The sequence below is a fragment of the Methylobacterium sp. 001424705 genome, assembly GCF_059816145.1.
On sequence record NZ_JCBANU010000001.1, the window covers coordinates 343,173 to 355,378 of the forward strand.

A 12,206-nucleotide genomic window follows, 5' to 3' on the forward strand; every position below is an offset into this window, starting at 1 on the left:
CGGTCTGCTATGCAGGGTGGACATGAAAAGGGCAGGAATTGCCTAAGCCCTGGGCAAACCGATCCTAAATCCCTCTTGACGCTGGGTTTCTTCGGCCTGACGCCAAACCCGCCCAACGCCCCCTGCCCAAGGCTCCGGCAAAGCCAGCACCGCCCGTGTGCGGTGCAGCACGGATGTCCCGGAACTGGACACCGTCTGCCGGCGAGCCCCCCTACTCGGCGGCCGCCTCGTAGGGCTGCGCGGCCAGGCCGTCGGCGAGGAAGCCGCCGGACTGGCGCTGCCACAGGCGCGCATAGAGTCCCCCACCGGCGATCAGCTCGGCATGGGTGCCCTCCTCGATGACCCGTCCGGCATCGAGGACGATGAGGCGGTCGAGGGCCGCGATGGTCGAGAGCCGGTGGGCGATGGCCAGCACCGTCTTGCCCTCCATCAGGGTGTCCAGACTCTCCTGGATCGCCGCCTCCACCTGGCTGTCGAGGGCCGAGGTCGCCTCGTCGAGGATCAGGATCGGCGCATCCTTGAGGATCACCCGCGCGATGGCGATGCGCTGGCGCTGGCCGCCCGAGAGCTTCACGCCGCGCTCGCCCACCTGGGCGTCGTAGCCGGTGCGGCCCTTGTGGTCGACGAGATCGCGGATGAACGTGTCGGCCTGGGCCAGCCGCGCGGCGCGCTCAACCTCGGCCTGGGTGGCGTCGGGGCGGCCATACGCGATGTTGTCGCGGATGGAGCGGTGCAGCAGCGAGGTGTCCTGGGTCACCATGGCGACGGCGCTGCGCAGGGACCCCTGGGTCACGCCGGCGATGTCCTGGCCGTCCACCAGGATACGCCCGCTTTCGAGGTCGTGCAGGCGCAGCAGGAGGGCGGTGATCGTGGTCTTGCCGGCGCCGCTGACGCCGACGAGGCCGACCTTCTCGCCCGGCCGGATGTGCAGGTTCAGGCCCTCGATGATCGCGGCGTCGTCGCGGCCGTAATGGAAGCTGACGTTCTCGAAGCGGATGTCGCCGCCCGTCACCGCCAGGGTCCCGGCATCGGGCCGGTCGGTGATGGCGTGCGGACGGGCGATCGTCTGCATGCTCTCCTGGATGACGCCGACATTCTCGAAGATGCCCCGCACGGTCTGCATCACCCAGCCCGACATCGCCATCAGGCGCAGGACCAGGGCGAGCCCGGCCGAGGCCTCGCCGGTGGTCATGCCGCCGCGCTGCCACAGGATCACGCAGACGCCGGCGGTGGCGAGGATCAGCAGGCTGTTGAGGAGGCCGAGCAGGGTCGTGGTGCTGCTCACCAGGCGGAACTGGTGCAGGTAGGCCTTGGTGTGGACGTCGACGGCATCGCGCACCGCCGCACGCTCCTCGCGGTCGCGGGCGAAGAGCTTCACCGTCAGGATGTTGGTGTAGCTGTCGACGATGCGCCCGATCAGGGCCGAGCGGGTGTCGGCGGTGAGCAGCGAGCGGGACCGGGCCCGGGGCACGAACCAGCGGGTCAGGGCGGCGTAGGCCGCGATCCAGAGCACCACCGGCAGGGCGAGCCACAGGGAGATCGAGCCGAACAGGCCGACCGCCGTGACCGCGTAGATCGCGACGTAGAGCAGCGTGTCGATGAAGACGACGGCGAGTTCGCGTACCGCCGGGCCCACCTGCACCACCCGGTTGGCGAAGCGCCCAGCGAAATCCGCCTGGAAGTACGAAAGCGAGTGACCGAGGGTGTAGAGGTGCGTGCGCCAGCGGATCTGGTTCGTCGCCTGCGGCACGATGAGCTGGTTCGAGAGGATCTCGTGCAGCCAGATCGTGATGGGGCGCACCACCAGCAGGAGGCCGGCCGCCAGCATCAGGCCGGTGCCGTGCTCCTGCCACAGGGTGGCGCGGTCGGCCTTGTTCAGGAGGTCGATGAACCAGCCCATGAGCAGGTAGAGGGAGGCCTCCACCGACCCGGCCAGCACCGCCACCACGAACAGGATCGCCAGGGCGCCGCGGATCGGCCGGAGGTAGAAGCCCGCGAAGCCGAGGACGGATTTCGGCGGCATACGGCCGTCGTCGAACGGCGCGAAGGTGTCGATCCGGCGCTCGAGCCAATCGAGAAACATGAGACCATCCGGTTGCTGCAGCGCACGCTTAACTATGCCGCCTTGACCGCCTGCCAACCGGGGGGCGATGCCGCACGGACCCGCCCGCCCCCATCCTGAGACGCCGCCAATGCTCCGCCTCGCCCTCTACCAGCCCGACATCCCGCAGAACACCGGCACCCTCCTGCGTCTCGCCGCCTGCCTCGGAGCCGCCGTCGAGATCATCGAGCCCGCCGGCTTCGACGTCTCCGACCGGCACCTGCGCCGCGCGGGCCTCGACTACCTCGACCGCGTCGCCGTCACCCGCCACCGCTCCTGGGACGCGTTCTCGGAGTGGCGCCGGGCGGAGACCATCCGCCTCGTCCTTGCCACCACGCAGGGCGCCCTGCCCTACACCGACTTCGCCTACCGGGACGGCGACTGCCTGCTGATGGGCCGGGAATCGGCCGGCGTACCCGAGGCCGTCCACGCCGCGGCGGATGCCCGGGTGGTGGTGCCGATCCGGGCCGACCTGCGCTCCCTCAACGTCGCGGTCTGCGCCGCGATGATCCTGGGCGAGGCCCTGCGCCAGACCGGCGGCTTCCCACGGTCGGATTGAACGCTGTGCAATTGCGCACTTGAACAGTGTTCAAAAACTGCGACAACCGGGGGGTGGACCGCAACCACCGACCCGGAGCCCGACGATGCTCAGACTGTTTCGCACCCTCGCCCGCGGCGCCGCCGCCCGCTCCGAAGAAGACCTGTTCGACCGCAACGCCCTCCTCATCCTCGACCAGCAGATCCGCGAGACCCGCGCCGCCCTGGAGCGCAGCCGCCAGGCGCTGGCGGCTTCGGTGGCCGGCGACCGGGCCGAAGAGCGCCGCCTCGCCGAGGTCGAGGCCCGCGCCACCGACCTCGAGACTCGCGCCGTGGCGGCACTCCAGTCCGGGCGCGACGACCTGGCGTCGGAGGCCGCCGAGGCGATCGCCGAACTGGAGGCCGAGCGCGACGCCATCCGCGGCGCCCGCGGCCGTTTCGCCGCCGAACTCGTCCGCATCCGCGCGGCGGTCGCTGACGCCACCCGGCGCCAGGCGGACCTCGAACGGGGCCGGCGCCTCGCCGCCGCGGCCGAGACGGCCCGCCGCCTGCGGGTGAGCCCGGCGCCGCAGGACCGGGCGACCCTCAAGGAAGCCGAGGCGACGCTGGCGCGACTGCGCAGTCTCCAGGCCGAGGCCGACGACACCGAGGAGGCCCTGCGCGAGGCCGAGCCCGGCGCCGACCTCGCCGAGCGGATGGCGCGCGCCGGCTTCGGCCCGAGCTCCCGCCCGGCCCCGTCCGCGATCCTCGACCGCCTGCGCGCCCGGGCCGAGGCGCCCCGCCAGCCGGCCGCCTGATTGCCGCGCAGCGGCTGCGCAAGCGGGCCCCTCCCCCCTCTGGGGGAGGGTGCCTGCGGAGCAGGCGGGAGAGGGGCGACCTCTCCGAACAGCGCGCTCCCCTCTCGCGGGACTTCGTCCCGGCCCGATCCGCTTCGCGGGCCACCCTCTCCCGCAAGGGGGAGAGGGAATGCGCGGCGAGCTTCATCGCCAGACCCACCTTCCGAAATCACCCCAACCCGAGGAGAATCCCCATGACCAACGAGACCACGCAGCATTCCGGCGCCTGGGTCGCCTTCACCTACGCCTCGTTCCTCGGCTCCGCCGCCATGGTGGGCCTCGGTATCCTGTTCATGCCCATCGACATCTGGATCAAGGGCTACCTCGCCATGGGCACGATCATGCTCGTGCAGTCCTGCATCACCGCCACCAAGACCATCCGCGACGTCCACGAGGGCCGGCGCATGGTCAACCGGATCGAGGACGCCAAGACCGAGCGGCTGCTGATGTCCGTCAAGGATTGAGCGCTGCGCCCCGACCGCCGCCCGGCGAATTGACGGCCGGGCGGCGGGATGGGACATCCCCCGGCATGACCATGCCCGAATCCTCCGTCCCCCCGCTGCCCGAGGCCGAGCGCGACGCCGTGAAGGCCGAGGCGACGGCCTGGTTCACCACCCTGCGCGACCGGATCGTCGCCGCCTTCGAGACCCTCGAGGCGGAGGCGACCGGGCCGTTCCATCCCGACGCCCCGGCCGAGCCCGGCACCTTCGTGAAGACGCCCTGGCAGCGCACCGACCACACCGGCGCGCCCGGCGGCGGCGGCACCATGGCGATGATCAAGGGCCGGGTCTTCGAGAAGGCGGGCGTCCACGTCTCGGCCGTGCACGGCGAGTTCGCCCCGGAGTTCCGCGCCCAGATGCCGGGGGCGGCCGAGGACCCGCGCTTCTTCGCCACCGGGATCTCGCTGATCGCGCATCCCTGGAACCCGAACGTGCCGACCGTGCACATGAACACCCGCTTCGTGGTGACCACGAAGACGTGGTTCGGCGGCGGCGCCGACCTGACCCCCGTGCTCGACCGGCGCCGCACCCAGGACGACCCGGATTCCCTGACCTTCCACGCGGCCATGCGGGAGGCCTGCGACGCCCACGCGCCCGCCGCCGACTACGCCCGCTACAAGGCCTGGTGCGAGGAGTACTTCCACCTCAAGCACCGCAACGAGCCGCGCGGCATCGGCGGAATCTTCTACGACTATCACTGGACCGGCGACCCCAAGGCCGATCTCGCCTTCACCCGCGACGTGGGCGGGGCCTTCCTCAAGGCCTACCCGGCCATCGTGCGCGCCAACCTGGCGACACCCTGGACCGAGGAGGACCGGCTGGAGCAGCAGGTCCGGCGCGGACGCTACGTGGAATTCAACCTGCTCTACGACCGCGGCACGATCTTCGGCCTGAAGACCGGCGGCAACGTCGCCTCGATCCTGTCGTCGCTGCCCCCCACGGTGCGCTGGCCGTGAGCGCTCCGGCCGCCCCTCCGGCGGACATCACCGAGACCAACCGGGCGGTGGCGCGCATGCTGGCGGGCGCCTTCGGCGGCGTGCCCTCCGTCGCCCGGCACGCCGACGAGACGGGTCGCAGCCACGTCGACATCCTGACCTGCCGCGACGCCCCTCGCCCCGGCCTCACCGCCTGCGCCACGGTGACCCTGGCCAACCACCCGCTCTACCAGGACGGCGTCGAATTCCCCGGGCGCTGCGAGATCCTGGGTGTGAGCACCGACCCGGACGTGGCGCGGATGGTGGCGGCCTGCGCCTTCCAGGTCATCGACGGGCGCTGGTTCCTGGCCCCCGGCATCGTCTTTCCCGGCCTGCTCACGGGCCTCCCGGCGAGCCTCGCGCACGTCCTGTTCGTGCCGCCGGCCCTGTTCGAGGCCCGGCTGGAGACACCGGCCACCGCAGACGCGGCGCTGGCCTTCCTCCAGGCGGTGCCGATCTCGGAGGCCGAGTACGCCTTCGCGCAGGAATCCGGGGGCGATGCCCTGGAGGACCTGTTCGCAGCGCGCGGTACCGACCTCTTCGACCTGCAGCGGCCCTCGGTGCTCTGATGGCCGATGCCCCCCTGCCGACCCGCTTCGCCCCGCAGCAGGACGCGGCCCTGAAGGCGATTTCCGACTGGCGCAAGTCCGGCGGCCAGCAGGTCTTCCGCCTCTTCGGCTACGCCGGCACCGGCAAGACCACCCTCGCCCGGCGCATCGCCGACGACGTCGAGGGCACGGTGGTGTTCGGCGCCTTCACGGGCAAGGCCGCCTCGGTGATGCGCCAGAAGGGCTGCCACGACGCCGCGACGATCCACAGCCTGATCTACCGCACCAAGGAGACCGAGGACGGCGGCCCGGCCTTCACCCTGAACCGCACCGGGCCGGTCTCGAAGGCCGAACTCATCGTCATCGACGAGTGCTCGATGGTCGATTCGGATCTGGGCAATGACCTCCTCTCCTTCGACCGGCCGGTGCTGGTGCTCGGCGACCCGGCGCAGCTGCCGCCGGTGCGCGGGGGCGGCTTCTTCACCGAGGCCGAGCCCGACGTGATGCTCACCGACGTCCACCGGCAGGCGGCCGACGACCCCATCGTCCGCATGGCGATGACGGTACGCGAGGGCGGGCGCCTCACCCTCGGCGACTACGGCGAGAGCCGCATCGTCTCGCGCCGGTCCATCGACCCGGCCGTGGTGCTGCAGGCCGACCAGGTGCTGGTGGGCATGAACAAGACCCGGCGGCTCTACAACAACCGCCTGCGGGAGCTCGCCGGCCACACCGACCCGATGCCGGCGGTGGGCGAGAAGCTCGTCTGCCTGCGCAACGACCGGACCAAGGGCCTCCTCAACGGCTCCACCTGGACGGTGCATGCGCAGCGTTCGTCACCGCGCTCCGACACGGTGCGCCTCGACGTCGTGCCCGAGGACGACCCGGCCCTGCGCCGCCGCCCGGTGGACATCAAGGTCCTCAAGGCCGTGATGTCGGGCTCCGAGGAGGAGATCCCGGCCTTCCTGAAGCGCGAGACCGACGAGTTCACCTACGGCTACGCCCTCACGGTCCACAAGGCGCAGGGCTCGCAATGGGACGACGTCGTGCTGTTCGACGAGTCCTTCGCCTTCCGCGAGCACCGGGCGCGCTGGCTCTATACCGGCCTGACCCGGGCGGCGAAGCGGATCACCGTCGTGGTCTAGAGGGGCTTGCGTGGCCCCCGGCGGCTTGCGCGTTGCCGGCCCCTCGGGGACAACGAAGGCGTGCGCGGGGGGGAGAGATTCGCATGGCCTTGACCGGACGATGCCGCTGCGGCGCCATCCAATACTTGGCCGCGGGCGAGCCGAGCCACAGCGCCCTGTGCCACTGCACCGATTGCCGACGGTCCTCGGGCGCACCCGCGGTGGGGTTCGCGCTGTTCCCGGACGAGCGGATCACGATCACCGGCACCCCGACCGCCTACGAATCCTCGCCCGGCGTGCTCCGCGAATTCTGCGGGACCTGCGGCACCAACCTGTTCTACCGCAACGCGGCGGTCTTCCCGGGCCAGGTCGACCTCCACACCGCGACCCTGGACGATCCCGACGCCCTGCCCCCGTCGATCCGCATCCAGGTCGCGGACGCGCCCGAATGGTTCGGCCGGTTCGACGCGCTGCCGGCCTTTCCGCGCTATCCCGGATAGGCCGAGACCCCGGCGGCGCTTGGAGCGAACCCCGCGAGCACCTACGTGAGCGGTTCTCCCACCCGAACCGGAGCCTGTCTTGTCCCATTCCGAAGCGAGCGGTCCGCCGCAGATGCACGCCACCACGATCCTCATGGTCCGCAAGGGCGGCCGGGTGGTGATCGGCGGCGACGGGCAGGTCAGCCTCGGCCAGACCATCGTCAAGGGCAATGCCCGCAAGGTCCGGCGCCTGGCCAAGGGCACGGTGATCGGCGGCTTCGCGGGAGCCACCGCCGACGCCTTCACGCTGTTTGAGCGGCTGGAGGCCAAGCTCGAACAGTATCCGGGGCAGCTGACCCGGGCCTGCGTCGAGCTGACCAAGGACTGGCGCACCGACCGCTACCTGCGCCGCCTGGAGGCGATGATGCTGGTGGCCGACAAGGAGGTCAGCCTGCTGCTCTCGGGCGCGGGCGACGTGCTGGAGCCGGAAAGCGGCGTGATGGCGATCGGCTCGGGCGGGAACTACGCCCTGTCGGCTGCCCGCGCCCTCGAAGACAGCAGTCATGACGCAGAAGAGATCGTTCGCCGGGCCATGCGGATCGCCGCCGAGATCTGCGTCTACACGAATGACAGCCTCGTGATCGAGACCTTGGAAACGTCTGAAAGCTGACCGAGCTCCGATCCGTTAACCGAAGTTTTCGAGACACTGCTTACGAGCTTGAATGAAAGCTCGTGACGGGATCTCGGACATGACGATCAAGGCGAAGATACTGATGTTCGTCCTGGCCTGCGGGGCGATCACCCTAGTGGTCGCTGGCGTCGGGATCGGTACCCTTTCGGCCTTCAACGCCGCGATGGTCGAGTCCCGGCAGGCGGCCCGCCGGGCCCTCGACGCGGCCAACGTCAACCGGCTCGTGAGCAACGTCGTCCTCGAATCCCGCGGCGTCTACGCCGCCAAGGACACGGCCGACGCGCAGAAATACGCCGACCGGATGCGGCAGAACCTGACGGCGATGAACGACCTCCTCGCCGCCCTGGGCCGGCGGGTGCCCGAGGCGGAGCGCGCGCAGTTCGAGCGGGTCGTGCAGGGGGCCGCCACCTTCACCAGCCTGCGCCAGGAGATCGCCCGGGCGGGAACCGCGGTCGCCCCGAAGGCGGCGGCGGATTTCGGCTTCAACGAGGCCAACCGCGCCAACCGACAGGCCTTCCAGGATTCCATCGACGCCCTGGTGGCCGGCGGCCAGGCCCAGGTCACCGCCATCGATGCCGCGACCGACGCCCTCTACGACAGCCGCCTGACCCTGCTGATCGCCCTGGCGGCCGGCGGCACCCTGGCGAGCCTCGTGCTCGGCATCCTGATCGGGCACCGGCAGATCGCCGCGCCCCTCGCCCGGGTCGCCGCGGCGATCCGGCGTCTGTCGGAGGGCCAGCTCGACCTGCCGGCCGTCAAGCCGGGGCGCGACGAGATCGGCGCCATCTGGGCCAGCATGCAGGTCTTCGCCCGCTCCATGCGGGAGGCCGAGACCCTGCGGGCGACGCAGGACGAGGCCGCCGGGCTCGCCTCGACCCGCCGCCGCACCGAGCGGACCGAGCTGGCCGACCGCTTCCAGGGCAGCGTGGGCGCCCTCGTGGGCGACCTCTCCGATGCCGCCGCCGCCATGGAGGAGACCGCCCGCTCGATGTCGGCCCAGGCCGAGCGCACCAACCGGCAATCGGCCGCGGTGATGCGCGCCGCCCAGGAGACGGCGCAGAACGTCCAGGCCGTGGCCGCCGCCACGGAGGAACTCGCCGCCACCGCCAACGAGATCGGGCAGCAGGTCGGCCAGACCTCGGCGGCAGCGGCCAACGCCGTCGAGAGCAGCCGCCAGACCAACGCCCGCGTCGAGGCCCTCGCCGAGGGCGCCGCCCGCATCGGCGACGTCGTCGCCCTGATCTCGAACATCGCCGGCCAGACCAACCTGCTGGCGCTCAACGCCACGATCGAGGCGGCGCGGGCCGGCGAGGCGGGCCGGGGCTTCGCCGTGGTCGCCACCGAGGTGAAGACCCTCGCGGCCCAGACCGCCAAGGCCACCGACGAGATCACGGCGCAGATCGGCATGATCCAGGCCGCCACCCGCGAGACCGTCGAGGCGATCCGCGAGATCGGCACGACCATCGGCAGCGTGCACAGCATCGCCCTCGGCGTCGCGGCGGCGGTGGAGGAGCAGCAGGTCGCCACGCAGGAGATCGCCCGCAGCGTCAGCGACGCCGCCCGCGGCACCCATGACGTCACCGAGACGATGGCCGAGGTCCAGGGTGCGGCGGTGGAGGTGGGCGCCGGGGCGGCGCAGGTTCTCGCCTCGGCGGCGGAGCTCGCCCGCCGCTCCAGCGCCCTCGACGGCGAGGTCACGCACTTCGTGGGGTCGATCCGCGCCGCCTGAGACACGGGACCGTCTGGAAAGGGCGGGGCGGCGCGCTTAAGTCGGGGACGTGCGTCGCCCAGCCCCCTGTCCCGCCCGACGCGGCATCGCCCTCGCCCTGCGCGGGGCGACCCACCGCGAGGTTCCGTCGTGATCACCGCCGACCACCTCCGCCGCGCCGTGGCCGAGGGCATCATCACCGAGATCCAGGCCGCCTCCCTCGATCGCCTGGCGCGGGCGAACCCGGGGCCGGATATCGGCCTCGACGCGCCGCGCGACGACGAGCGCCTGCGCTTCGTCTCGGGCTTCGCCGACATCTTCGTCACCCTCGGGCTGTTCCTGTTCCTCGGCGCCTGCGCGCATTTCGGCCTGTCGGCCCTCGGCCCGGCGCCCGGCTACGCCCTGATCGCCGCCCTCGCCTGGGGGCTCGCCGAATTCTTCACCCGCCGGCGCCGCATGGCCCTGCCCAGCATCGTTCTGCTGGTCCTCTTCGCCCTCGCGGTGCAGTCGTCGGCGGCCTTCGGACTCGCCGGCGCGGGGACGACAGGGGCGAGCTGGCCAACCCTGTTCGACCTGATGGCGACCGACCGCCTGGGCCCAGGCCCGCTGATCGGCAGCGGGCTGGCGACCCTCGGGCTGGTGACCCTGCATTACCGGCGCTTCGCCGTGCCGATCACCGTGGCGGCGGGCGCGGCCGCCCTCTGCGCCGTGCTGCTCGGCCTCCTGCTCGTCGTGGCGCCGGACCTGACCCTGGCGGCGCGCAACGCCCTGTTCATCGCCGCCGGCCTCGGCGTCTTCGCCCTGGCGATGCGCTTCGACCTGTACGACCCGGCCCGCGTCACCCGGCGCACCGACATCGCCTTCTGGCTGCATCTCCTGGCCGCCCCCCTGATCGTGCATCCGATCCTCGGCACCCTGACGGCCGGCGGCGGACAGGCCGCGACCCTCGGCGTGCTGGCGATCGTGCTCGGCCTCGCGGGCATCGCGCTCGCGGTGGACCGCCGCGCGCTGCTGGTCTCAGGCCTCGTCTATGCCGGGATCGCCCTCGGGTCCCTGGTCCGGGAGGCCGGGTTCGCCGGCAGCACGATCCCGCTGAGCCTCCTCACCCTCGGGGCCTTCATCCTGGCGCTCAGCGCCGGGTGGCACCCGTTGCGCGCCGCCCTGCTGCGCGCCCTCCCCCGCCCCCTGGCAGCCCGGCTGCCGCATCCGATCGGAGCGTGATGACCACCTTCTCCCCCCGCGAGATCGTCTCGGAACTCGACCGCTTCATCGTCGGGCAGGCCGACGCCAAGCGCGCGGTCGCCATCGCGCTGCGCAACCGCTGGCGCCGGCAGCAGCTCACCGGCCCCTTGCGCGAGGAGGTCGCGCCGAAGAACATCCTCATGATCGGGCCGACGGGCTGCGGGAAGACGGAGATCGCCCGCCGCCTCGCACGCCTCGCCGGAGCGCCGTTCCTCAAGATCGAGGCCACCAAGTTCACCGAGGTCGGCTATGTCGGCCGCGACGTGGAGCAGATCGTGCGCGACCTCGTGGAGGTCGGCATCGGCCTCAAGCGCGAGGAGAAGCGCCGCTCGGTGAAGGCCAAGGCCGAGGCGGCGGCGGAAGCCCGCATCCTCGACGCCCTGGTGGGCCCGACCGCGGGCCAGGCCACCCGCGACAGCTTCCGCAAGAAGCTGCGGGCGGGCGAGCTCGACGACAAGGAGGTCGAACTCGAGCTCTCCGGCGGGGCGCCGGGCGGCCTGCCGATGTTCGACATCCCCGGCATGCCGGGCGCGTCCATGGGCGCGGTCAATCTCGGCGACATGCTCGGCAAGGCCCTCGGCGGCCAGAAGGGCAAGCCGCGCCGGATGACGGTGACGGACGCCTACGCCCCCCTGCTGGCGGAGGAATCCGACAAGCTGGTCGACGCCGAATCCCTGACGCAGGAGGCGATCCGCGAGGTCGAGGACAATGGCATCGTCTTCCTCGACGAGATCGACAAGATCTGCGCCCGCGAGGGCCGCTCCTCGGCCGACGTCTCGCGCGAGGGCGTGCAGCGCGACCTGCTGCCCCTGATCGAGGGCACCACCGTGGCGACGAAGCACGGGCCGGTGAAGACCGACCACATCCTGTTCATCGCCAGCGGCGCCTTCCACGTGTCGAAGCCCTCCGACCTGCTACCGGAGCTGCAGGGCCGCCTGCCGATCCGCGTCGAGCTGCAGCCGCTCACCGTCGAGGATTTCCGCCAGATCCTGACCTCGACGGAGGCGAGCCTGCTGAAGCAGACCGTGGCGCTGATGCAGACCGAGGGCGTCACCCTCGAATTCAGCGAGGACGCGGTGGACGCCCTGGCCCGCGTCGCCGTGGACGTGAACAACTCGGTGGAGAACATCGGCGCCCGCCGGCTCCAGACCGTGCTGGAGCGCGTCATCGACGAGATCTCCTTCACGGCCACCGACCGGTCGGGCGAGACCGTGCCGATCGACGCCGCCTACGTCCGGTCGCGGGTGGAGAGCCTGGCGGCGAACGCGGATCTGAGCCGGTTCATTCTGTAGGTCGGGTCGCCGCCCGGACCGCAGACGCGGCCCGGCGGCGCCGGAGGGTCCCGGACCTGCCCCGGGGTGCGTTGCGCCCGTGGACCGGGCCGGCTGGTGGGGCGCCCGCCACGGGATGGCCGGCGCCCGCCGTCTCCGCGAGGCGCCGTCACGGAGTGCCCAGCCGCGGCGGTGGCC

Annotated in this window: 12 protein-coding genes; 11 read left to right on the forward strand and 1 reads right to left on the reverse strand. The window is 71.8% G+C overall.

What is annotated here, in order from left to right; genetic code table 11:
* Window positions 1-211: 211 nt before the first annotated feature.
* Window positions 212-2,083, reverse strand: coding sequence for an ABC transporter ATP-binding protein (locus tag AC6EUL_RS01625; protein ID WP_499868454.1), 1,872 nt, complete (start codon window positions 2,081-2,083; stop codon window positions 212-214).
* A 109-nt stretch (window positions 2,084-2,192) separates the two neighbouring features.
* Between AC6EUL_RS01625 and AC6EUL_RS01630 the strand changes: the two genes are divergently transcribed.
* The 11 genes from AC6EUL_RS01630 (at window position 2,193) to hslU (ending at window position 12,029) form a co-directional block, all read left to right on the forward strand.
* A complete protein-coding gene (locus AC6EUL_RS01630; protein WP_056270768.1) occupies window positions 2,193-2,660 on the forward strand; it encodes a tRNA (cytidine(34)-2'-O)-methyltransferase in 468 nt (155 codons plus the stop codon).
* A gap of 85 nt (window positions 2,661-2,745) precedes the next feature.
* Entirely contained in the window at window positions 2,746-3,435 is a 690-nt protein-coding gene (locus AC6EUL_RS01635) for a PspA/IM30 family protein (RefSeq protein ID WP_499868456.1), read from the forward strand.
* A gap of 233 nt (window positions 3,436-3,668) precedes the next feature.
* The gene (locus AC6EUL_RS01640) at window positions 3,669-3,938 is read left to right on the forward strand and encodes a YiaA/YiaB family inner membrane protein (protein WP_055948388.1); all 270 of its coding nucleotides are present in this window, start codon (window positions 3,669-3,671) and stop codon (window positions 3,936-3,938) included.
* Between the two features lie 65 nt (window positions 3,939-4,003).
* Window positions 4,004-4,930: an oxygen-dependent coproporphyrinogen oxidase gene (gene hemF, locus AC6EUL_RS01645; RefSeq protein WP_056212471.1), complete on the forward strand. Its 927-nt coding sequence runs from the start codon at window positions 4,004-4,006 to the stop codon at window positions 4,928-4,930.
* Window positions 4,927-5,517 carry a suppressor of fused domain protein gene (locus tag AC6EUL_RS01650; RefSeq protein ID WP_499868458.1) on the forward strand — a complete coding sequence of 197 codons (591 nt, stop codon included), beginning with the start codon at window positions 4,927-4,929 and terminating at the stop codon, window positions 5,515-5,517. Before hemF ends, AC6EUL_RS01650 begins: the two co-directional genes overlap by 4 nt.
* A complete protein-coding gene (locus tag AC6EUL_RS01655; protein WP_056270781.1) occupies window positions 5,517-6,638 on the forward strand; it encodes an ATP-dependent DNA helicase in 1,122 nt (373 codons plus the stop codon). Before AC6EUL_RS01650 ends, AC6EUL_RS01655 begins: the two co-directional genes overlap by 1 nt.
* A gap of 83 nt (window positions 6,639-6,721) precedes the next feature.
* Entirely contained in the window at window positions 6,722-7,117 is a 396-nt protein-coding gene (locus AC6EUL_RS01660; protein WP_499868460.1) for a GFA family protein, read from the forward strand.
* 112 nt (window positions 7,118-7,229) lie between these two features.
* Window positions 7,230-7,766 (forward strand): ATP-dependent protease subunit HslV, encoded by a 537-nt coding sequence (gene hslV, locus AC6EUL_RS01665; protein WP_156389583.1) that lies wholly within the window; start codon window positions 7,230-7,232, stop codon window positions 7,764-7,766.
* A 79-nt stretch (window positions 7,767-7,845) separates the two neighbouring features.
* Window positions 7,846-9,516, forward strand: coding sequence for a methyl-accepting chemotaxis protein (locus AC6EUL_RS01670; protein ID WP_499868462.1), 1,671 nt, complete (start codon window positions 7,846-7,848; stop codon window positions 9,514-9,516).
* Window positions 9,517-9,645: 129 nt separating this feature from the next.
* Window positions 9,646-10,716 carry a hypothetical protein gene (locus AC6EUL_RS01675; RefSeq protein WP_499868463.1) on the forward strand — a complete coding sequence of 357 codons (1,071 nt, stop codon included), beginning with the start codon at window positions 9,646-9,648 and terminating at the stop codon, window positions 10,714-10,716.
* The gene (gene hslU / locus AC6EUL_RS01680; protein ID WP_056212486.1) at window positions 10,716-12,029 is read left to right on the forward strand and encodes an ATP-dependent protease ATPase subunit HslU; all 1,314 of its coding nucleotides are present in this window, start codon (window positions 10,716-10,718) and stop codon (window positions 12,027-12,029) included. The genes AC6EUL_RS01675 and hslU overlap by 1 nt, the downstream gene beginning before the upstream one ends.
* Window positions 12,030-12,206 lie beyond the last annotated feature (177 nt).